A 20,739-nucleotide genomic window follows, 5' to 3' on the forward strand; every position below is an offset into this window, starting at 1 on the left:
GGCGGGGTGCTGCCCCTCAGCGACACCACTCGTCGAACGCGTCGACGCGACGACTCGGCCAGAACCGTTCGAGATCAACCGGCACCACGCCGCGATCCTCTCGTCCCGCCGGGCGGGGCACAACCGAGCCGCCCGGCCGGGTCACGGGCGTCACGTGCCGTCCGGCGCGCGACGGCTGGCGACCCGGGAGGCTTTTTGGCAGCCTGCCAACGGTGACGGCCTCCACGGTGGATCTCGGTGATCGTGAGTTCTGGGCGGCGCCTTGGGCGCGGCGTCTCGAGGCGTTCGCGGCGATGCGGGCCGACCCCGGCCTGCCGTGGTTTGCGGAACCCGAGGTCCCCGGCTTCGAGACCGGGCCCGGCTTCCGCGCGGTCACCCGGCACGCCGACGTCGAGCACGTCAGCAAACACCCGGACCTGTTCTGCTCCGGGCAGGGCGCCGTCTCGATCCTCGACCTGCCCGCCGAGGCGCACCAGTTCTTCGGCTCGCTGATCAGCATGGACGCACCGCGGCACACGAAGATCCGGCGGATCGCGGCGCAGGCCTTCACCCCGCGGCGCACCGAGGCGCTCCTCGACGACGTCACCCGCGTGACCCGGTCGGTGATCGCCTCGGCAAGTGCGAAGGCGCGCGCGGGCGACGGCTCGTTCGACCTCGTCGCCGACCTCTCGGCGCCGGTCCCGCTGCTGATCATCTGCGAGATGATGGGCATCCCGGAGTCGCGCCGCGCCGAGGTGTTCGCGCACTCCAACGTCATCCTCGCCGGCGACGACCCCGAGTACGTCACCTCGGACAACCCCCTCGCCGACTACCTCACCGCCGGCGCCGGGCTCGCCGGGCTGATGACCGAGCTGGCCGCGGAGCGCGAGGCCGCCCCGGGCGACGACGTGACCTCCGCGCTCGTGCACGGCACGGTCGACGGGGAGCGTCTGACGCCCCAGGAGATCGCCTCCTTCTTCATCCTGCTCTGCGTCGCGGGCAACGAGACCACCCGCAACGCGATCACCCACGGCGTCTGGGGCATGCACCGCGACCCCGCCCAGTGGGAGACCTGGGCGGCGGACGTCGACGGCGTCACCCCGACCGCGGTCGACGAGATCGTGCGCTGGGCCTCACCGATCAACTGGATGCGGCGCACCGCGACCGTCGACACCACCGTCGGCGACGTCCCCGTGGCGGCGGGCGAGAAGCTGCTGCTCGTCTACGGGGCCGCGAACCGCGACGACACCGTGTTCGCCGAGCCGGACCGCCTGGACCTGCGCCGCTCCCCCAACCCCCACCAGGGCTTCGGGGCCCACGGCCCGCACTTCTGCCTCGGCGCGCACCTCGCCCGCCGCGAGATCGCCGTGGTGTTCCGCGAGCTCTTCGCCGGCATGCCCGACCTGCGCGTGATCGGCGAACCCGACCGCCTGCGCAGCATCTTCGTCAACGGCATCAAGCACCTGCCCGTGGCGCTAGAGGGCACGCCCGCCGCGCGCTGAGCCCCGCCCTGGACGAACGAACAGCGCCCTCGCTGCTTGGGAAGCAGCGAGGGCGCCGTTCGCGTCGGAAGGCGGTGGGCGTTCGGGTGAACGGCGTGATCCGGGCGGCAGTACGGGTCGAGGTGATCGACGTTCGTGGAGCGTTCGTCTCGCTCAGCGAGGCATTCGCGCCACGGATCGCGATCTAGCCCCGGGCGCCGGTGCGGACGCGGCGCAGGACCCGGTGGCGCAGGGCGAAGCCGCCGAGCCCGGCGAGGATGAGCACGCCGATGATCGCCGGTGTCCCCAGACCCCCGGACCCGTCGAACGCCATCGCCTGGACGTCGCTGGTCGTCGTCACCGGTGACGCCTGGTTCTGGCCGACGAGGGTCCGCAGCGGCGGGCTCAGGGGGACGTTCAGCAACGCAGGGTTGAGCGAGGGACCGAACCCGAGCATCGGGAGCCGTGCCGCCAGGCCGCCGGGCGCGGAGGCGAACGCGGCCGGAACGCCCCGGACGTCGGGCGCCGGGAGGACGGGCGGGGCGGCGGGGAGGACCGCCGGCCCGGCGGGCGGCGCGGTGTTCGCGGCGGGGTCGGTGGTGGTGTTGCCGGTCGTGGCGTTGCCGGTGGTGCCCGTGGCTGTCCCGCCACCGGTGCTACCGGTCGTCCCGGTCGCGGTGCCGGTCGTCCCGGTGAGTGGGCCGGTCACGCCGTCGAGGGCACTCCCGACACCGCCGGTCGAGCTCGAGCCCGACCCGGTTCCGGTGGACGTGGCCGGCTGGGTGGCGGGCGCCGAGGGCTCGACCACCGTGGCGAGCCGACCGAGCGTCGCCTGGGCCAGGGTGCCCAGCAGCGTGCCGTCCGTCGTGACGCAGTCGTCGCCCTGGACGACGCCCTGCCTCAGGCCGACGTAACAGGGATCGTTGTCCGCCGCCGACGCCGTCCCCGCCCCGAGAGCGAGGGAACCGCTGAGGAGGGCACCGACGATCACGCTGGGCAGTAGGCGACCGGAACGGACGATCATGCGCGGAACCCTTCGACCGGATGGGTGATCCACGGAGGCGTCCGTGGGTCTGCGCGGACATCGGCGCCTGAGAGGTGTCGTTACTCGTGAGTTCGCCGTGATGAGAAAGTTACGGAGAGCAGCCCAACGTCGTGCGGCCGTGCAGCCGTAGGAGCTGGGCCGTCCGCGCACGGCCACCCCGCGGTGCCCGACTGGGCCCGCCAGGTCAACGCGCAGACCCGACCGGGGGTGCGGGTCCTGCTCCGCGTTCATGTTCGGTTGCGGTGAGTGACACTTGCTCGCATGACCGGGGAGTCGCTGCGCCTGGAGTTCCGGCGCCAGGTGCGGGAACGCGTCCTCGCGACCGCCCACCAGCACACCGTCGAGCGGGGGTGGGAACGGGTCCGGGTGGGCGAGGTCGCGGTCGACTCCGGTGTCTCACGGCCGACGCTCTACCGCGAGTTCGGCAACAAGGACGGCCTCGGCGAGGCCCTCATGTCCCGCGAGGCGGAGCGGTTCTTCGCCGCCATCGCCGAGGCGCTCTCCCGCCACGAGGACGTGGGCGAGGCCGTCGCCGCGGCCACCCGTCTCACGCTCGAGGAGGCCGCGGACAACCCGCTGCTCAAGGCCGTGCTCACGGGCAGCCGGTCGGGCGACGCCGGACTGCTGCCGTTCCTCACCTCGCGCTCGGAGTCGATCCGCGAGTCGGCCCGCGCCCTCATCGCCACCTGGCTCGAGCAGCGTCGCCCGGACCTCGTGCCCTCCACGATCGAGGAGACGGTCGACGCCGTCGTCCGGCTGGTCATCTCCCACGTCGTCGCCCCCGCCCTGGACCCCGTCGACGTCGGGCAGCGCGTCGCCCATCTGGTCCAAGCGCTCGTCCGCGTACCGAACTGAAACAAAAATCGGGTCTTGTCTCAACGCGGTTCGCGCCCCACACTCGTGTCGAGCCGTCACGTCGAGGGAGACGAGCCCGTGAGCAGCACCGAGATCACCGAAGAGCGCTCCGAGAGCGCACCGCAGCGCCCCTGGCGCGACCGCAAGCGCTACCTGTGGCCGCTGGCCACGCTGATGCCGGCGATGCCGTTCGTCGGCGGCGGCCTCGCGACCGCGACGGGCTGGGCCGGCTGGTGGTGGCTCGGCCCCATGATCCTCTTCGTCATCCTCCCGGCGCTGGACCTCGTCTTCGGCGCCACCGACGACAACCCGCCGGAGTCCGAGCGCGAGCGCCTCGAGGCCGACCGCTACTACCGCTGGGTCACGTACCTGTTCCTGCCGATCCAGTACGCGAGCCTCGTGTTCAGCTGCTGGGTCTGGGCCACGTGGGACCTGCCCTGGCACGCCGACCTCGGGCTCGCGCTGACGATGGGCGTCGTGTCCGGCGTCGCCATCAACACCGCCCACGAGCTGGGCCACAAGCGCGAGGACGTCGAGCGCTGGCTGTCGAGGATCGCGCTGGCGAGTTCGGCGTACGGCCACTTCTACGTCGAGCACAACCGCGGCCACCACGTCCGCGTCGCCACGCCGGAGGACCCGGCGAGCTCGCGGCTCGGCGAGGGCTTCTGGACGTTCCTCCCCCGCACCGTCTGGGGCAGCCTGCGCTCGTCGTGGCACCTGGAGACCAAGCGCCGTTCCAAGGGCCGCCACACGCTGCTCGACCACGAGATCGCCGTCGCCTGGGCGATGACCGTCGTGCTGTTCGTCGCGCTGACCGTCGCCTTCGGCTGGGTCGTGCTGCCGTGGCTGGTGCTGCAGGCCGTGGTCGGCTTCTCGCTGCTGGAGGTCGTCAACTACCTCGAGCACTACGGACTCAAGCGCGCGAAGCGCGAGGACGGCCGCTACGAGCGCACCGACCCGCGGCACAGCTGGAACGCCGACCACACCGTGTCGAACCTGCTGCTCTACCAGCTGCAGCGGCACTCCGACCACCACGCGAACCCGCTGCGCCGCTACCAGACGCTGCGGCACTTCGAGGAGTCCCCGCAGCTGCCCAGCGGCTACGGCTCGATGATCGTCGTGGCGCTCTTCCCGCCGGTGTGGCGGGCGATGATGGACCGGAAGGTCCTCGCGCACTACGACGGCGACGTCACGCTCGCCAACATCCACCCGCGCAAGCGTGAGCGATACCTCTCCCGCTACGCCCGGGCATGACGGGCGGTCCGCCGGCGTTGCCTCCGGGGTGAGCACCCTCGAGGCGACGCCGGCGGACGCTCTGCACCCGACGCGACGGTCGCGGCTCTTCGTCGCGGTCGCCGGGGTGGTGGTGCTCTTCCTCGCCGCGTCGAGCGTCCCGTCGCCCCTCTACGTCGTCTACCAGGCGCAGTGGGGCTTCTCGTCGGCGACGCTGACGGTGATCTTCGCGGTCTACGTGCTGTTCCTGCTGGCCTCGCTGCTCGTGGTCGGCGGCCTGTCCGACCACGTGGGCCGGCGGCCCGTCCTCGCCGTCGCGCTGGCGGTGCAGACGGTCGCGGTGGTGCTGTTCCTCGTGGCCGGCAACGTGGCGACGCTGATCGTCGCCCGGGCGGTGCAGGGCGCGGCGACCGGCGCGGCGATCACCGCGATGGCCGCGACGCTCGTCGACCTCCACCCGCGACGGGCCGGGCTCGCCAACGCCGTGACGCCGCTGATCGGCCTCGCGGTCGGCGCGCTCGGGTGCGGCCTGCTCGTGGAGTACGCCCCCGCGCCGACGCGGCTGGTGTACGGCGTGCTGCTGGCGGGGTTCGCCGTCGTCGCCGTCGTGCTCGTGGTGCTGCCCGAGACCGCCTCCCGCCGTCCGGGCGCGCTCGCCTCGCTGCGTCCCCGCGTGCGCATCCCCGCGGGCCTGCGCACCGACGTCCTCGCCATCGCGCCGACCCTCGCGGCGAGCTGGGCGCTCGGCGGGCTCTACCTCTCGCTCGGGCCGTCGGTCGCCGCCGAGGTGCTCGGCCTGCACAGCCACCTCGTCGGCGGCATCGTCGTCACCCTGCTCTGCGGGGTCGGAGCGATCAGCGCGGTCACGCTCTTCCGCCGCCCGCCCGAGACGCTGCTCGCCCCGGCCGGCGCGCTGCTCGCCCTCGGCACGCTGATCACCCTGGGCGGGGTCACCGTCGCCGTGCCGCTGCTCACCGCCGCCGGGACGGTCGTCGCCGGCCTCGGCTTCGGCTCGGCGTCGTTGGCCTGCTTCGGCACGCTCGCCCGCATCGCGGCGCCCGAGACGCGCGGCGAGCTCATGGCTGTCGCCTACACGATCGCCTACCTGGCCTTCAGCCTCCCGGCGGTCGTCGCCGGGGTCGCGGCGGTGCAGTTCGGGCTGCGGCCGGTGGCCGAGGCGTACGGGCTGGTGGTCGTCGCGCTGGGGATCGTCGCGGTGGCGGCCCGCCTGCTGGTGGTCCGGGCCCGCCGGTCGGCCGTGACCGAACGCTCCGCGTCCTGACCGCGGCAGCCGGGTAGACAGCAGGCATGCCGAAGCCCCCGCTGCCCGACGAGGTCCAGGACCTGCTGCGCAAGCCCAACCCGAGCGTGATCACCTCGCTGCGCCCCGACGGTCAGCCCGTCTCCGTGGCGACCTGGTACCTCTGGGAGGACGGGCGCGTGCTGGTGAACATGGACAACGCCCGCAAGCGGGTGGAGTACCTGCAGGCCGACCCCCGCACGACGATCACCGTCCTCTCCGAGGACGACTGGTACACCCACGTCAGCATGCAGGGCCACGTCGTGGAGTGGGTCGACGACCCGGACCTCACCGACATCGACCGGCTGTCGAACCACTACACGGGCAAGGACTACCCGGTGCGCGACCGCGGGCGGATCAGCGCCTGGATCGAGGTCGACCGGTGGCACGGGTGGGGCTCGGTGAAGGCCTCCGACAACCCGGACAACGTGGGCTGAGCCTGGGCTGAGGGTGGTCTGACCTGGGTCCCGGCGGTCGCCCGTTCGGCGCGCCTGGGGCGTGGTTAGGGTTGCCTTCTTCAGGTGGGGCTGGCCACAGGAGCCCCACCCGCCCCGTCGACGGAGGTGGGAGTGACGCTCGCCCGAGGGCCCCGGCCGACCGTCGGGGACCCGGTGCTCGACTCCGTGCTGGACGCGGTGGGCGCGACACCGCTGGTCGAGCTCGGGCGGATGTTCCCGCAGCCGGGGATCCGGGTGCTCGCCAAGCTCGAGCTGATGAACCCGGGCGGGAGCATGAAGGACCGCTCCGCGCGCTACATCGTCGGCCATGGCCTGGCCGACGGCTCGATCCCGCCGGGCAGCCGGCTGGTCGAGTCGAGCTCGGGCAACTTCGGGGTCGCCGTGGCGATGGCCGCGCGGCTGCACGGGCTCGCGTTCACCTGCGTCGTCGACCCCCACGCGAGCCCGGCCAACGTCGCGATCATGCGCGGGCTCGGCGCCGACGTGGAGACCGTCGACGAGCCCGACGCCGCCGGCGGCTACCTGCACACCCGCCTCGCCCGCGTGCACGAGATGCTCGCGACCACGGCCGGCACCGTGTGGATCAACCAGTACGCCAACGACGGCAACTGGCGCGCCCACTACCACGGCACCGGCGCCGAGATCGCCGACGCGATGGACGTCCCGCCCACGCACCTCGTCGGCGCCGTCTCGACGTGCGGCAGCCTGCTGGGGTGCGCGCGGCGGCTGCGCGAGGTCGCCGGCGACCTCCAGGTCGTGGCGGCCGACGCCGTCGGCTCGGTGATCTTCGGCGGCCCCGGCGGGCCGCGGGAGCTGCCGGGGCTCGGCGCGAGCCGGGTGCCCGAGCTCCACTCCCCCGCCGAGATCGACCGCGTCGTCGCCGTCGACGACGCGACCGCCGCCGAGGCGTGCCGCGACCTGCTCGCCACCGAGGCGATCTTCGCGGGCGGCTCGACCGGCGCCGTCGTCACCGCCGTGCGCCGCCTCGTCGAGGACGTGACACCGCCGGCGCGGATCGTCGCGATCCTCCCCGACCGCGGCGACCGCTACCTCGACCGCGTCTGGGACGACGCCTGGCTCGACCGGGCACGGGCGCGGCGCGGCTCGTCGTGAGCGAGCCGGCGGTCCTCGTCCTGCGCGACCTGCTCGACGCGGCGGTCGCCGAGGACGTCGCGGGCCTGGGCGGCGTCGCCCCCGGGCCCGGCCCCGAGGGCCGGCCCGGCACGTGGGTGCGCCTGCGCCGCCCCGACGGCCTCTGCCTGGGCTGGCGGGCCCGGCCCGGCGGGGTGCTGACGGCGACCCGCTACGTCGACGGCCCGGTGCTGGTCGGCGAGCCAGGGCAGTCGCTGCGCGAAGTGACCGACCCGGCCGAGGTCCTGCGCCTGCTCGCGCCCGACGCCCCGTTCCTCGACGTCGTCGCCCGCGACGTCGCGACGGCCGTGGCGCACGTGCTCGCGCCCGACGGCGACGGGGAGGTGCTCGCCGCCGCCCGGGGCCGCCCGTTCCTCCCGACCGCCAGGGCCGTCGCCGGGTGGACGGTCGACGACCTGGCGCGCTGGGGGCCGGGCCGCACGGTGCCGCTGGACTGGGTCGCGGTGCGCCGGGACCACCTGCGCGTCGGGACGTCCGGGTGGGCGCCGCCCGTCGAGGTCCCCGGCGTGCCGGAGGGCCACGCGGTGCTGCCGGTGCACCCGTTCGACCGCGAGCACGTGCTGCCGGTCGTGTTCGCCCGCGAGATGGCCGAGGGGGTCGTGGTCCCGCTGGCGCGGGGGCTCGGCGAGGGCCGGGCGACGGCGTCGCTGCGCACGCTCGACCTCGGCGGCGACCGGCACCTCAAGCTGCCGCTGGGGGTGACGACGCTCGGCTCGGCCCGGCTGCTCGGGGCTCGCTCGCTGGACCACGCGCAGCGCGGCGAGCAGGTCCTGCGCCGGGTGCTGGACGCCGACCCCGACCTGGCGGCCCACGTCGCCGTCGCGGACGAGGGGACGTGGGCGGGCTTCGCGCGGCCCGACGGCGCTGACGAGTTCGCCGACCGTCCCGGCCACCTGGCGGCGATGCTCCGGCGGCTTCCCCCGCCCGCGGGCACGCACCGGCTCCCGCTCGCGGCGCTGGCCGCCCCGGCGTGGGAGGGGCCGCTGGCCGCGCTGGGCGACCCGGCGGCGGTGTTCGCCGAGGTCGTCGACGCCGTCGTCGCCGTCGGGATCGGGTTCCTGCGCCACGGGGTGCTGCCGGAGATGCACGGGCAGAACGTGGTCCTGGACATCTCGGACGGCCGCGTGGTCCGGCTGGTCCTGCGGGACCACGACGCCGTGCGCGTCCACCCGCGCTGGCTCTCGGTGCCCGACCCGGCCTACCGGCTCACGCCCGGCGGCACGCAGTCGCTGCGCCTCGACACCCCGGCGACGCTGATCGACTTCTTCGCGACGCTGGCGGTCGAGGTGGGGCTGGGCGGGGTGGTCGACGCGCTCGTCCGGCACACGGGGACGCCGGAACGACGGTGGTGGTCGGTGATCCGCCACGCCGTGGAGCGGGCGGTCGGCGCGACCCGCAGCCCGCTCGTGCGCAGCACGCTGCACGCGGTACTGCTCGAGTCCGGGACCTGGCCCTACCGCACGGTCCTGCGCCCGCTGCTGGAGCGCGGGCCGTCGCGGGGGACGAGCATGCCCGCGGGCGTCGCGCGGGTGCCGAACCCGTTGCGGGCGGTGCCGTGAACTCCGGCGAGGTGGCCGAGGCGCTGGCGGCGGCGGACCCCGTGCGGGCGCGGGTGCTGGCGCAGCTCGTCGAGTCGCTGGTGCTGGAGGACGCGGTCGACGTCGTCGGGGACGGCGGGCCCGGGACGTCGTGCGGGCCGTTCGCGCTGCGGTTCGTGCGGACGCCGTCGTGCGGGCGGGTGCGGCTGGCGGCCCCCGTGACGCGCTCCGACGGCGGCGCCGTCACCCCCGGGGAGTTCCTGGCCGAGGCCCCCGTCCACGCCGATCCCGCGTGCCGGGCGCGGCTCGGCCGCGAGCTCGCGGCGACCGTCCTGGGCGACGCGCTGGCCGTGCACGCCCGCCCGTCCGGCCCGCTCGACCCGGACGCGGGGCACGACGCGCTGGAGGCCCTGACGGCCGACGGGCACCGCTACCACCCGGCCTACAAGTCGCGGACCGGGTTCGGGGTGGGCGACCTCCTCGCGTACACCCCCGAGTTCGCGCCGACCGTGCGCCCGGTGCTGCTCGACGCCGACCCGGCGCTGGTGGCGGTGTCGGCGGCGGCGGGGCTGGACCCGGCGTCGGTGTGGACGGCGCCGGCGGGGCGGGTCGGGATCCCCGTGCACCCGTGGCAGTGGGAGCACCACGTCGCGCTCGTCCACGGGGACCTGGTCGCGTCCGGTGCGCTGCGGGTGGCGGGCGTCGGGCCGGACCACCGTCCCCAGGCGTCGATCCGGACCCTCGCGAACGTGGACGCAGCGCGGGAGCCGTCGCTCAAGCTGCCGCTGGCGATCACCAACACCTCGACGTCGCGGGGCCTGGCCCCGCACACCGTCCGCAACGCCGCCCCGATCTCGGACTGGCTGGCCGGGATCGTCGCCGCCGACCCCGTGCTGGCGGACAAGGCCCGGGTGATCGTCCTGCGCGAGGTCCTCGGCGTGACCGTCGAGCCGGGGCTCGGCGCGATCTGGCGGGAGAGCCTGCACCGGCACCTGCACCCCGGCGAGCGGGCCGTGCCGTTCCCGGGGCTGGCGTCGCGGTCGGTCGAGGGCGTGCCGCTGATCGACCCGTGGGTGCGGGCGCAGGGGGCCCGGGGGTGGGTCGAGCGGCTGGTGACGGCGGCGGTGCTGCCGCTGGTGCAGCTGCTGGTGGTGCACGGCGTGGCGCTGGAGGCGCACGCCCAGAACATGCTGCTCGTGCACGCCGGGGGGTTGCCCACCCGCGTGGCGCTGAAGGACTTCCACGACGGGGTGCGGTTCTCGCGGCCGTTGCTGGCGGCGCCGGGGCCGGCGCTCGAGGGGCCGCCGGCGGACCACCCCAACGCCAACTCGTTCCTCGAGACCGACGACCCCGACCAGGTCACCGGTTTCCTGCTGGACTGCCTGTTCTTCGTCAACCTCGCCGAGGTCGCGTGGCTCCTGGCGACCGACTACGGGTTCGCCGAGGAGGAGTTCTGGGCGGTGGTGGCCCGCGTCGTCCGGGCCCACGCGCAGCGGGTGCCGGCGTTCGCGGCGCGGCTGGGGACGTTCGACGTGTTCGCCCCGACGCTGTCGGTCGAGAAGCTCACCACCCGCCGTCTCTGGCCCGACACCGAGCTCCGCACCCACCGGCTCCCGAACCCCCTACGTGCGTGATCTTCTGAGCTATAGCTCGAAAGATCACGCACGTAGGGATCAGTAGACCGCCAGCTCCACCAGGTTCTGGTCGGGGTCGCGGAGGTAGACGCTGCGCATCGGGCCGAGGGCGCCGGTGCGGTCGACCGGGCCCTCCTCGATCGTCACGCCCGCGTCGGTGAGCGCCGCCGCCACGTCCTGGATCGGCCCGCCGACGACGAAGCACAGGTCGCCACTGCCCGGCGTCGGGCGCGCGGCCTTCGGCTCGAACTCGTGGCCCGCCTCGTGGAGGTTGATCTTCTCGTCGCCGAAGTGCAGCGCCGTGCGTCCGGAGAACGTCCGTTCCTCCATGCCCAGGAGGCGCGTGTAGAAGTCGACCGTGGCCCGGAGGTCGGCCACGGTCAGCACGAGGTGGTCGAGGCTGCGCACGTGAGTGGAATGGGTCGCCATGACGACCCATTCCACTCACGAGGGCGTCAGCCCCTCAACCCCACCGTCCGGAACATCCCGTCCGGGTCGTAGGCCTCGCGGACCCGCGTCAGGAAGGCCGTGGTCGGGTCGTCCCACAGCGGCCCGAGGCGCCCGCCGGCCGCCGGACCCTGGAAGTTCGGCAGCCCGCCGCTCGCCCACGGCCGCAGCGCGTCGACCACGGACCTCGCCGCGGCGGGCGCCACGGCCGCCACCGGCGGGAACATCGGCGCCAGCGCGTACAGGTGGAATGCCGCGTCGCGGCCGGCGACGGCGTCGTGCCCGCGCTGCGGACGCCGCGCGATCGCGCCGCCCAGGTGCCGCAGCTCCGCCATGATCAACGGGGTCTCGACGCCCGGCCCGGCCACGGCGAGCAGCGCGTCCACCGCCTCGGCCGGCAGCACCGACAGCGTCGCCGAGTCGTCCCAGATCGGCATCGGCTCGGTCGGGTCCGAGTGGATCGCGTCGATCGCCGCGAAGGGCATCTCGTCGACCATGTCCACGATCGGCGTCGCCACCGCCCGCATCGGGGCCAGGATCGCCGCGCCCTCATCGGCCGTGCCCAGGTGGGCGAAGCGCAGGTGCGTGACGAACGCGCCCCGCAGCGGCGGCGGGAGCGCCGGGTCCGGCGGCAGGCGTAGCAGCGCGATCGAGCTCGACGTCTCGTCGGAGAAGGTGCCGACCCACTCCCGCCACGCGGCCAGCAGCTGCGGCGACGCCTCGCCGGGGAAGAAGATGCCGCCGCCGTGGAGGCGGGTGACGGGGTGCAGCGCGATCTCGATCTCGGTGACGATCCCGAAGCCCGTCTTGCCGCCGAGCAGGGCGGCGAACAGCTCCGGCTCGCGGACGTCGTCGACGTCGCGCTCGACGCCGTCGGCGGTGACGATGCGGACGCGGCGCACCTGGTCGGCGCCCGTGCCGAACGCCCGGGACAGCGGACCGTGCCCGCCGCCGAGGCAGAAGCCCACGACCCCGACGTGCGACGACGAGCCGCAGATCGGCGCCAGCCCGTGGGGCGTCGCGGCCGCGATGACCTGCTGCCAGCGCGCGCCGCCGCCGACGACCGCGGTGCGGGTGGCCGGGTCGACGCGGACGGAGTCGAGGTGGCGGGTCGAGACCAGGACCGAGCCGCCGAGGTCGGTGAGCAGCTGGTGGCCCGTGGCCTGGACGGTCACGGCCCGCCCCTCGGCGCCGGCCCACCGGACGGCGGCGACGACGTCGCCGGGACCACGGGCCTCCACGACCAGGTCGGGACGTGGCTGCAGGGTCGTGACGAAGGGAGCGACGGCCGCGGCGTAGGCCGGGTCGACGGGGGTGAGGGCGGCGGGGGCCAGGGTCGGGGTGCTCATGGTCGTCTCTCCTCGGTGAGTGGGGGTCGGGGGTTCAGCGGCCGGCGGTGGCGTCGATCTCGACGGCCATGCCGGGGACGGCGAGGCGGGCGACCGCCACGAGGGTGGCGGGCGGGGTGGCGCCGGCGGCGTCGAGCCGCTCGGTGATCGCGCCGTAGGCGGCCAGCGCCGCGTCCATGTCGGTCACGTAGACGACGAGGCGGGTCACGTCCCGCAGGTCCATGCCGCCGCGGGCGAGCAGGTCCTCGGTGTTCGCCATCGCGAGCGCCATCTGGGCGGTCATGTCGCCGACGTGCAGGAGCTGCCCCTCCGCGTCGATGGAGCCCTGACCGGCCACGGTGAGTAGCTGCGTGGGTGCCGGGCGGAGCTGGGCCTGGTCGTAGCGGAAGCCCGCGTTCCAGCTGGTCGGGTTGATCCGGTAGGGGCTGCTGAGCTGCGTCGTCATGCCCTGAAGCCTGGGCCGCCGGGGGTGTCCTGCCCATCCCAGCGTCCTGGTGTCTTCCCACCCCAGAAATCTGGGATCCCTCGTTCGCCGCAGCGCTTGCTACATTGCGTGACGTGACCACGGTGAGTGCCGAGCGGGTGCGCACGCAGATCGACGGGCTCGCGGCCGCGGGCCTCGACTGGCCGACGTTCGGCGCCGCCGCCGTCGAAACCCTCCGCACGGCGCTGCCGTTCTCGGCGGCCTGCCTGTGCACCGTCGACCCGGCGACCGAGCTCGTCACCGCGACGGTCAAGTGGGGCGACGTCGATGACGAGCACGACCTCGACTGGTCGTACTACGAGTACGAGGTCGAGGACGTCTACGACTTCCGCGCGGTCTCCCGCCGCCCGGGCGCGGTCGCCGCGCTCGGCGCGGAGACCGGCGGCGACCCGGCCCGCTCGCGCCGCTTCGCCGAGATGTTCTCCCCGGTCTGGGACTACTCCGACGAGCTGCGCGCCGGCCTCGCCGCCGACGGCGCCACCTGGGGCGGCCTGGCGCTGTTCCACCAGGGCGGGCGCACGTTCACCCCGGCCGAGCAGGAGTTCGTCAGCTCGGTGGCCGCGGGTCTCGCGCGCGGCCTGCGCACCGGCCTCGTCGTCGGCGCGGCCGAGCTCGCGGTGGCCGGCGACGGCGGGCCGGCCGTGCTCGTGGTCGGGGCCGACGACGAGGTGGTGTCGGCCAACGTCGGCGCGCAGGAGCGCATCGACGACCTCCGCGGCGGCCCGCTCGGGTCCGCGCCACTCCCCCAGGTCATCTACACGATCATCGGTGCGGCGCGGCGGCGTGCCGCCGACCCGACCGCCCCGGTGCCGCGCGCCCGCCTGCGGTCACGGTCCGGGCGGTGGGTGGTCGCTCACGCGTCCCCGATGGTGGGGCGCGGCGGGACGGTCGCCGACGTCGTCGTCACCCTCGAGGACGCCCGGCCGCCCGAGGTGATCCCGCTGGTCGTGGCCTCGTACGGCCTCACCGACCGCGAGCGCGACGTCGTGGCGATGGTGCTGGCCGGCGTCGACACCGCCGACGTCGCGGCGCGCCTGCACCTCTCGGCCTACACGGTGCAGGACCACCTCAAGAAGGTCTTCACCAAGGTCGGCGTGCGCAGCCGCCGCGAGCTCATCGCCCGCGTCTACAACGACCACTACGTGCCCCACCTCGTCGAGGGCGGCGCCCTGGCCCCGTCCGGCTGGTTCGCGAGCTAGGACGGGCAGACTCGGCGGCGTGGAGGGGCTCTTCGTGGCGACGCCGTCGCCCGCGCTGGTCGAGATGGTCGGGGCCGCCGGGTACGACGTCGCGATCCTCGACGCCGAGCACGCCCTGGTCTCGCCGGACACGCTGCAGGAGATGATCCGCGCCGCCGAGGTGGCCGGCATCGCGCCGTGGGTGCGGGTGCCCGAGCACGACCCGGGGTTCGTGCTGCGGGTCCTCGACGCCGGGGCCACCGGCGTCGTCGTCCCGCACGTCCGCTGCCGCGCCGACGTCGAGGCCGTGGTCCGCGCCGCGCGCTACGCCCCGGAGGGGATGCGGTCGCTCAACTCGGGACGCATGGTCGGGTACGGGCGCACCGACCTCGCCACGCACGTCGCGACGGCCAACGCGCGGGTCACGGTCGTCGCCATGATCGAGGACGCCGAGGCGCTCGAGGTGATCGACGAGATCGTCGCGACGCCCGGGCTGGACCTGGTGCTCGAGGGCGCCGCCGACCTGTCCCAGTCGCTCGGGGTGCCGTGGCGGACGCGTCACCCGCTCGTCCGCCGCGCGGTGGACCAGGTCCACGCGGCCTGCGTCCGTCACGGCGTCCGGTTCTGCGCCATCCCCCGCGTCCCCGCCGACGTCCACCGCTGGCGCGCCCGCGGCGTCACCGACCTCGTCCTGGGCGAGGAGCGCTCCCTCGCCGTCCACGCCTTCCGCACCCACGTGAGCAGTTACGGCCCCGATAAGGGCCCCAACTACTCACATGGGCACGTGATCAGCCAGGCCGTCGCCGGGCCGGAACCCGTGTGCCTGTTCTCCTACGACCTCGACGCGCTGCGGCGCCACGCCCGCGACGTCGTCGCCGCGCTCCCGGACCGGTGTCGGATGTTCTACGCCGTCAAGGCCAACTCCGACGAGCGGGTGGTGGCGGCCCTCGACGGGATCGTCGCGGGGTTCGAGGTGGCGTCCGGCGGCGAGCTCGCGGTCGTCGGCGACGCGGCCCCGGACGCGGCGGTGCTCATGGGCGGCCCGGTGCCCACCGACACCGAGCTCGCGGCGGGCGTCGACGCCGGCGTCGCGCGCTTCCACGTCGAGAGCCTGCTGGGGCTGCACCGGCTCAGCGACGCGGCCGCAGCCCGGGGCGCGACGGCCGACGTCCTGCTGCGCGTCAACCTCGCCGGCCCCTTCCCCGAGGCCACGCTGGCCATGGCCGGACGGCCGACGCAGTTCGGCCTCGACGAGTCCGACCTCCCGGCCGCCGTGGCGGCCGCCACCACCCTGCCCGGCCTGCGCCTGGCGGGCTTCCACCTGCACTCGCTGTCGAACAACCTCTCCCCCGAGCGCCACCTCGCGATGCTGCGCCACTACCGCGACGTCGTCGCGGGGTGGGAGGAGCACTTCGGTCTCACCACGAGCGTGCTGAACGTCGGCGGCGGCATCGGCGTCGACTACGCCGCCCTGGACCGGCCGTTCGACTGGCCCGCGTTCTGCCGCGGCCTCGAGGACCTCCTCGCGACCTTCCCCCCGCACTGGCGCGAGATCGACTTCGAGTGCGGGCGCTTCCTCGTCGCCGGCTGCGGCGTCTACGCCGCCGAGGTGCTCGACGTGAAGCACACCCACGGTCACGCCTACGCCCTGCTGCGCGGCGGCACGCACCACTTCCGCCTGCCCGCGTCGTGGCAGCACAGTCACCCGTTCCACGTCGTGCCCGTCGAGACGTGGCCGCCGGAGCGGCCGCGGCCGGAGGTCGTCGACGCCGACGTGACGGTGTGCGGCGAGCTCTGCACCCCGAAGGACACCCTGGCCCGCGCCCGCGTCGACCGCCTGCGCGCCGGCGACGTCGTCGTGTTCGAGGCCGCCGGCGCCTACGGCTGGGACATCTCGCACCACGACTTCCTGCGCCACCCGCACCCCGAGCGGGTGTTCCTCGGCCCGGCGCCCGCCTAGGACTGGCGCTGGCCGTCGATCTTCCAGATGCCGTCCTGCTGCACCAGGCGGAACACCGTGCGCTCGTCGACCTCGCGACCGTTCTGGTACCGGTACGTCACCGTCGCGTCGACCTCGTCGCCGCCCGCGGGCGAGACGCCCCGCACGGTGACCTGCTGCATCTGCCCCCAGAAGGAGCGGTAGCTGTCGAAGCCGCCCGCGGTCTGCTGCTGGAACGACGGCGTCAGGCGCTGCCAGCCCTCGTCGAGCCGGACGGGGATCAGGCCGTAGTAGTCGATGATCGCCTGCTGGCGGGCCTGGTCGTCCGCGTCGCCGGCCAGGGGCGACGCACCGGAGTCCCCGCTGGTCCCCGCGTCCGGCTCGGGCGTGCTCTCCCCGGAGGTCGCGGGGGCCGCCGTACCCCCGGGGACCGACGCGGTGGGCCCGCCCCCCGCCGAGCTCAGCACGGCCGCGAGCGCGAACGCCGCGACCACCACGACGACCGCGGCGACGGCCACGACCCAGGGCCAGCGACGCCCGCGCCCGGTCGTGCCGGGGTCGTCCTCACCGGGCGCGGCCAACGGTCCGGTGGTGGACGGGCGGGTCTCGGGCGCGGTGGGCGGTGGGCCCGGCGGCCCGCTCGCCGGCCCGGGTGCCGGTGCCGCCGGCGGCGCGGCCGGCGACGACCCGGGGCGCGGTGCGGTCGCGACGGGCACCATCGCCGGTGCGGACGACGCCACGGGGGTCGCGCGGGCGGGGGGCGGCGGCCCGCCGGGTGTCCCGGTCGGCGGGGTGGACACCTCCTCGGTGGCGGGGTCCGGGCGTACGAAGAACGGCGTCACCGGCCCCTCCTCGGTGCCGGCCTCGGCGGCCACGAGCCGGGAGAGCTCGTCGCGTACCTGCGCCATGTCCGGGCGCGCCGCCGGGTCGGGGCGCAGCAGCCGCTCGACGAGCGAGGTGACCGCGCCGCGGTGGGCGAGCGGCGCGTACTCCCCCGACGCGACGCGGTGCAGGACGGCGAGGGGGTTCTCTCCGGTGCCGAAGGGCGGCCGGCCCTCGAGCGCCGCGTAGAGCGTCGAGCCGAGCGAGTAGACGTCCGACCGGAAGTCGGCGGCCTCGCCGCGGGCGACCTCCGGCGCGAGGTAGGCCGGGGTGCCGGCCATCATCCCGGTCGAGGTGATCGTGACGTCGTCCACCGCGCGGGCGATGCCGAAGTCGGTGACCTTGTCGACGCCGGCGTCGCCGAGCAGCACGTTGCCCGGCTTGACGTCGCGGTGCACGATGCCGGCCGCGTGCGCCGCGGCGAGGGCGTCGGCGACCTGCCGCCCGAGCTGCCCGACGCGGTGGGGCTCCAGCGGCCCGCCGCCGACGATGGTCTCGGCGAGGCTGCTCGACGGCAGGTACTCCATGACGAGCCACGGCTGCCCGGCGTGCTCGACCACGTCGTACACGGTGATGGCGTGCGGGTGGTGCAACCGCGCGATCATCCGGCCCTCGCGGAAGACGCGGCGGTGCGCCTGCTCGCGGGCCGCCTCGTCGGCGCCCGCGGGCAGGGCGACCTGCTTGAGCGCGACCTCGCGCTGCAGCCGCTCGTCCTCCGCCCGCCAGACCACGCCCATCGCGCCCTGGCCGACGCGCGCGCGGACGCGGTAGCGATCGGCGATCAGCTCGCCCTCGTCGACCACCCGCGCACCCCGTCTCGTCCCCCGGTCGGTGCGGGGAGTCTGCCCGAGACGGGCCGCTCCCATGTGCGAGGGCCGCTCAGCGGGTCGGGATCGAGAAACCGCCGGTCATGAGCTCGTAGCTCATCTCGTGGACGTCCTGGGTGGTGACGAGCGTGATCCCGCGGCGCGCGGCCTCGGCGCGGGCGGCGCCGAAGGTGGCGTCGGAGTCCTCGTGCGAGCGGCCCCGGGTCCAGTAGCGGATGGCGTGGCAGTGGCTGCGCGACAGGCTCCGGTCGAGACGCAGGTGCTCGCGCAGCGCCTTGACCGCGTGACCCTCGCCCGCCACCCACGCCGCGACGACGTCCGGCAGGGACAGGGCGCGGACGGCGTCGACGAGCGCGCCGTCCGCCGTGCGGTGGACCCAGTGGACGGGGCGGGCGAGGTCCTGCTCGTCGCCGGCGCCGGCGACCTCGACGACGGTCGTGACGGCGGTGTGCCGCGGCAGGGCCTCGTGCAGGGCGGCGATGGCGGGCAGGGCGGTCTCGTCGCCGGCGAGCAGGACGGCGTCGGCGTCGGCCGGCGGGGTCCAACCACCCCCGGGCCCGACGACGCCCGCCGGGTCACCGGGACTCGTGGCGGTGGCCCAGCGGCCGGCGGCGGAGTCGCCGTGCAGGGCGATGTCGATCGTCATCTCGCCCCGGACGCGGTCGAGTGCGCGGACGGTCATGCTGCGGGCGTAGGGCCGGGTGACGCCGTCGGGCCAGGTCAGGCCGGCGGGCCCGGGCGTCGGGAGGACGACGGGAGCACCGGGCTCGGCGAACAGCAGCCGCACGTGCGCGGCCGGGGCGACCGGCTCGAGCGCACGCAGGCAGTCCCCGCCCAGCACCACGCGCTGCATCCGCGGCGTGACGCGCCGCGTCGCCACCACCACCAGCGGCGGCAGCACCGCCATCCTCGCCACCCGGCAGTCCTCCTTCACCCGAATGCGAGGAAGGCTAGCCTCACCAACAGCGAACGATCCACCCCCGCCGACGACCGTGGCGCCGGACGCGGCGCGGCGTGCGACCGGCGGGCCGGGACCTCAGAGGCCGAAGACCTTGCGGGCCGTCTCGCCGAGGATGTTGCGCTTGGCGTGGTCGTCGAGGAACGGCAGGGACGCGATGCGGCCCGGGACGTCGAAGTCCCAGTGCGGCCAGTCCGAGCTGTACATCAGCGAGTTCGGGGCGTCGATCGCGCGCAGCGTCGCCTCGAGCAGCGCGTCGTCGGTCCACTCCATCGGCTGCGAGGTGTAGTACATCTCCCGCATGTACGCCGACGGCGGCTTGGTGAGCAGCGGGGCGTCGGACTGGCGCATGTAGTACTCGTGGTCGAGCCGCTGCATCATGAACGGCACCCACGCCAGGCCGCTCTCGATCCAGATGGTCTTCAGCCCGGGGAACCGCTCCGGGATCCCGTTGATGACCCAGTTGGTCATGTGGGTCATGTTGCAGGTCACGAAGCTCATCGCGTGCGCCGAGAGGAACCGGTTCATCGTCGACGTCATCGAGTCGGCCTGGTTCGGGCCGGCGTGGAAGCCGATCGGCAGGCCACGCTCCTCGAGCATCCGGTAGAGCGGCATGTAGGCGTTGCGGTGTACGCCCGCGTGGCGCTGGCTGGTGACGAGGAAGCCGATGACGCCGGGGTGGTCGGCGAACTCCTCGACCGTCGCCAGGCACGCGTCCGGGTCCTCGAACGGCAGCCCGAGCATCGTCTTCACCCGCGGCTCGCGCGGCAGGATCTGGCTGGTGAACCAGCGGTTGTAGGCCTGCAGCAGCGCGGTCGCGACCTGCGGCTGGGGGTGCAGGCCGGTCTCGAGCATCGGCTGCGGGAACACGATCTGGACGTCGATGCTCATCGCGTCCATCGCCCGGCGCACGAGCGTCACGTCGCGCTCGGCGCCGTCGGCCGCCCCCGGGGTCTCCTCGGCCAGCGAGGCCTGGTGCGGGATGCGGCCCGAGACGTCCTGCATCGTCAGGCCGGGCGGGTGGTTGTGCAGCGCCAGGTGCGAGGCCTGCGGCCAGTTGCGCATCATCTGGTGCGCGGTGTCCTTGAGCACCGGCGAGTCCAGGAACTCGAGGATCTCCGGCCACGAGTCGAGCTCGACGTGGTGGGAGTCGACGTCGACGATGAAGTACTCGTCGAGGCCGTAGCGCTCGGTGTCGCGGGCCGCGTTGGCCAGGATCTCGCGGCTGTCGGTGTGGGTGGTGATCTCCTGCGTGGGCAGGCGGCGCACACCGTCGTCGATCGTCATGAACTGCTCCTCGAGAACCACAGGGCGAGATCGAACGGGTTGAGGTCGTGGGCGCGCAGCGCGGCGGTGGCGACGACGACCGACTCCGTCGGCGTGACGTCGGTGCCCGCCAGCGGGTGGGCGCCCTCCTCGGCGGCGACGGCGTAGAGCCGCCCCGCGACGGCGAGCAGGCGCCGGGCGACGTCCGGGTCGAGCGACGCGATCGCCCCGTCGCCGAGGCCCGCGTCGACCTCCGTCGTCAGATCGCCGACGAGGGCGGCGATGCGCTCAGACCGAGACACGGATCCGCCCGCCCTGCTCGTCGACGGTGACGGCGCGCAGCGCGTAGTCGGGCCGGCCCGGGTGGCGCCCGGTGGTGACGTCGTACTCGAAGCCGTGCCAAGGGCAGACGATGTGCATGACCGACTCGTCGAACACGGTGCCCAGGCTGCGCTGCTGGTCGTCGAGGCGCTCGCGGACGCGGGAGACGATGCGGCCCTGGCAGGCCGGACCGCCCTGGTGGGCACACACGTTCTCGTAGGCGTAGAGCCGCCCGCCGAAGCGGAAGACGCCGACCGTCACCGCGGCCGCCCCCTCCCCCAGGGTCACGACCAGGCGGCCGCGCTCGGCGACCTCGTGGCTGGCCCCGACGTCGTAGCTGCGCGCGACCGTGCTCGTCATGCGACCACCGTGCGCCGCACCACATCCCTTGTAAAGTTCAGATATCGAGGCTG

General features: G+C 74.7%; 19 protein-coding genes. 10 read left to right on the forward strand and 9 right to left on the reverse strand.

Annotated elements, in window-relative coordinates:
- Positions 1–212 precede the first annotated feature (212 nt).
- Complete coding sequence (locus ABD994_RS11465) at positions 213–1,481, forward strand: cytochrome P450 (RefSeq protein ID WP_345414256.1); 1,269 nt, start codon at positions 213–215, stop codon at positions 1,479–1,481.
- Between the two features lie 184 nt (positions 1,482–1,665).
- Here the strand turns inward: ABD994_RS11465 and ABD994_RS11470 are convergent, their stop codons facing one another.
- Positions 1,666–2,484, reverse strand: a complete 819-nt coding sequence (locus ABD994_RS11470) for a hypothetical protein (protein ID WP_345414259.1) — start codon at positions 2,482–2,484, stop codon at positions 1,666–1,668.
- Between the two features lie 282 nt (positions 2,485–2,766).
- Here ABD994_RS11470 and ABD994_RS11475 point away from each other — a divergent pair, with 282 nt between their 5' ends.
- From ABD994_RS11475 to ABD994_RS11505, 7 genes are all read left to right on the forward strand, one after another.
- Positions 2,767–3,360 carry a TetR/AcrR family transcriptional regulator gene (locus tag ABD994_RS11475; protein ID WP_345414261.1) on the forward strand — a complete coding sequence of 198 codons (594 nt, stop codon included), beginning with the start codon at positions 2,767–2,769 and terminating at the stop codon, positions 3,358–3,360.
- Positions 3,361–3,438: 78 nt separating this feature from the next.
- Entirely contained in the window at positions 3,439–4,614 is a 1,176-nt protein-coding gene (locus ABD994_RS11480; RefSeq protein ID WP_345414263.1) for an alkane 1-monooxygenase, read from the forward strand.
- 28 nt (positions 4,615–4,642) lie between these two features.
- Positions 4,643–5,875 carry an MFS transporter gene (locus ABD994_RS11485; protein ID WP_345414266.1) on the forward strand — a complete coding sequence of 411 codons (1,233 nt, stop codon included), beginning with the start codon at positions 4,643–4,645 and terminating at the stop codon, positions 5,873–5,875.
- 26 nt (positions 5,876–5,901) lie between these two features.
- Entirely contained in the window at positions 5,902–6,330 is a 429-nt protein-coding gene (locus ABD994_RS11490) for a PPOX class F420-dependent oxidoreductase (protein WP_345414268.1), read from the forward strand.
- A gap of 132 nt (positions 6,331–6,462) precedes the next feature.
- The gene (sbnA, locus tag ABD994_RS11495) at positions 6,463–7,464 is read left to right on the forward strand and encodes a 2,3-diaminopropionate biosynthesis protein SbnA (protein WP_345414273.1); all 1,002 of its coding nucleotides are present in this window, start codon (positions 6,463–6,465) and stop codon (positions 7,462–7,464) included.
- Positions 7,461–9,062 (forward strand): IucA/IucC family protein, encoded by a 1,602-nt coding sequence (locus ABD994_RS11500; RefSeq protein WP_345414275.1) that lies wholly within the window; start codon positions 7,461–7,463, stop codon positions 9,060–9,062. Before sbnA ends, ABD994_RS11500 begins: the two co-directional genes overlap by 4 nt.
- Positions 9,059–10,675, forward strand: coding sequence for an IucA/IucC family protein (locus ABD994_RS11505; RefSeq protein ID WP_345414277.1), 1,617 nt, complete (start codon positions 9,059–9,061; stop codon positions 10,673–10,675). Before ABD994_RS11500 ends, ABD994_RS11505 begins: the two co-directional genes overlap by 4 nt.
- Before the next feature lie 39 nt (positions 10,676–10,714).
- Here ABD994_RS11505 and ABD994_RS11510 read toward each other — a convergent pair whose 3' ends face one another.
- From ABD994_RS11510 to ABD994_RS11520, 3 genes are read right to left on the reverse strand one after another with little or no spacing between them, the layout of a single operon-like run.
- Positions 10,715–11,083, reverse strand: coding sequence for a VOC family protein (locus tag ABD994_RS11510; RefSeq protein ID WP_345414279.1), 369 nt, complete (start codon positions 11,081–11,083; stop codon positions 10,715–10,717).
- A gap of 47 nt (positions 11,084–11,130) precedes the next feature.
- Entirely contained in the window at positions 11,131–12,471 is a 1,341-nt protein-coding gene (locus tag ABD994_RS11515; protein WP_345414281.1) for an FAD-binding oxidoreductase, read from the reverse strand.
- A gap of 34 nt (positions 12,472–12,505) precedes the next feature.
- Positions 12,506–12,916: a RidA family protein gene (locus ABD994_RS11520; RefSeq protein WP_345414283.1), complete on the reverse strand. Its 411-nt coding sequence runs from the start codon at positions 12,914–12,916 to the stop codon at positions 12,506–12,508.
- Between the two features lie 113 nt (positions 12,917–13,029).
- Between ABD994_RS11520 and ABD994_RS11525 the strand changes: the two genes are divergently transcribed.
- Positions 13,030–14,154 carry a response regulator transcription factor gene (locus ABD994_RS11525; RefSeq protein WP_345414285.1) on the forward strand — a complete coding sequence of 375 codons (1,125 nt, stop codon included), beginning with the start codon at positions 13,030–13,032 and terminating at the stop codon, positions 14,152–14,154.
- Positions 14,155–14,173: 19 nt separating this feature from the next.
- Positions 14,174–16,093 (forward strand): aldolase/citrate lyase family protein, encoded by a 1,920-nt coding sequence (locus tag ABD994_RS11530; protein ID WP_345414287.1) that lies wholly within the window; start codon positions 14,174–14,176, stop codon positions 16,091–16,093.
- On the opposite strand, the gene ABD994_RS11535 is transcribed toward ABD994_RS11530, so the two are convergent.
- From ABD994_RS11535 to ABD994_RS11555, 5 genes are all read right to left on the reverse strand, one after another.
- Positions 16,090–17,757, reverse strand: a complete 1,668-nt coding sequence (locus tag ABD994_RS11535) for a serine/threonine-protein kinase (protein WP_345414289.1) — start codon at positions 17,755–17,757, stop codon at positions 16,090–16,092. The two genes, ABD994_RS11530 and ABD994_RS11535, sit on opposite strands and share 4 nt — an antisense overlap.
- A gap of 76 nt (positions 17,758–17,833) precedes the next feature.
- Positions 17,834–18,688: a siderophore-interacting protein gene (locus ABD994_RS11540; protein ID WP_345414406.1), complete on the reverse strand. Its 855-nt coding sequence runs from the start codon at positions 18,686–18,688 to the stop codon at positions 17,834–17,836.
- A 129-nt stretch (positions 18,689–18,817) separates the two neighbouring features.
- A complete protein-coding gene (locus tag ABD994_RS11545) occupies positions 18,818–20,026 on the reverse strand; it encodes an amidohydrolase family protein (protein WP_345414291.1) in 1,209 nt (402 codons plus the stop codon).
- Positions 20,023–20,307 (reverse strand): hypothetical protein, encoded by a 285-nt coding sequence (locus ABD994_RS11550; protein ID WP_345414293.1) that lies wholly within the window; start codon positions 20,305–20,307, stop codon positions 20,023–20,025. The genes ABD994_RS11545 and ABD994_RS11550 overlap by 4 nt, the downstream gene beginning before the upstream one ends.
- Positions 20,294–20,686 carry a Rieske (2Fe-2S) protein gene (locus tag ABD994_RS11555; protein WP_345414295.1) on the reverse strand — a complete coding sequence of 131 codons (393 nt, stop codon included), beginning with the start codon at positions 20,684–20,686 and terminating at the stop codon, positions 20,294–20,296. The genes ABD994_RS11550 and ABD994_RS11555 overlap by 14 nt, the downstream gene beginning before the upstream one ends.
- Between the last annotated feature and the right edge of the window lie 53 nt (positions 20,687–20,739).

The sequence above is a fragment of the Actinomycetospora chlora genome (assembly GCF_039542135.1).
Taxonomy (GTDB): domain Bacteria; phylum Actinomycetota; class Actinomycetes; order Mycobacteriales; family Pseudonocardiaceae; genus Actinomycetospora; species Actinomycetospora chlora.